This is a genomic window from Pseudomonas sp. NPDC088444, from assembly GCF_044900175.1.
In the GTDB taxonomy this organism is placed as follows: Bacteria; Pseudomonadota; Gammaproteobacteria; order Pseudomonadales; family Pseudomonadaceae; genus Aquipseudomonas.
The window spans coordinates 162,944-163,560 of the sequence record NZ_JBJDNK010000013.1 but is presented as its reverse complement, the minus strand read 5'-3'; the positions used below and the strand labels follow the sequence as shown (position 1 = coordinate 163,560).

At 56.1% G+C, this 617-nt stretch carries 1 protein-coding gene; it reads right to left on the bottom strand.

All coding sequences use genetic code 11. The features are described from left to right. Nucleotides 1-617: S1 RNA-binding domain-containing protein (locus ACI2KB_RS24100; protein ID WP_404638683.1), on the bottom strand; the 617-nt coding region annotated here is incomplete at both ends.

Sequence of the window (617 nt, the reverse complement as noted above, 5' to 3'; positions counted from 1 at the left end):
ATGAACTGGCCAGAGACGTCGTCCCAGGGGTTCGACTTGCACTGTTTGATGCCCAGGGAGATACGACGACGCTCTTCGTCGATGTCCAGAACCATGACTTCCACTTCATCGCCAACCTGAACGACTTTCGATGGGTGGATGTTCTTGTTGGTCCAGTCCATTTCGGAAACGTGCACCAGACCTTCAACGCCTTCTTCCAGCTCAGCGAAGCAGCCGTAGTCGGTCAGGTTGGTAACGCGTGCAGTCACGCGAGTACCTTCTGGGTAACGTGCCTTGATAGCAACCCATGGGTCTTCGCCCAGTTGCTTCAGACCCAGGGAAACACGATTGCGCTCGCGATCGTACTTCAGAACCTTGACGTCGATTTCGTCACCAACGTTGACGATCTCGGAAGGATGCTTGATGCGCTTCCAGGCCATGTCGGTGATGTGCAGCAGGCCGTCTACGCCGCCCAGGTCCACGAATGCACCGTAGTCGGTGAGGTTCTTGACGATACCTTTGACTTGTTGGCCTTCCTGCAGGGATTCCAGCAGAGCTTCGCGCTCGGCGCTGTTCTCGGCTTCCAGGACGCTGCGACGGGAAACGACAACGTTGTTGCGCTTCTGGTCCAGTTTGAT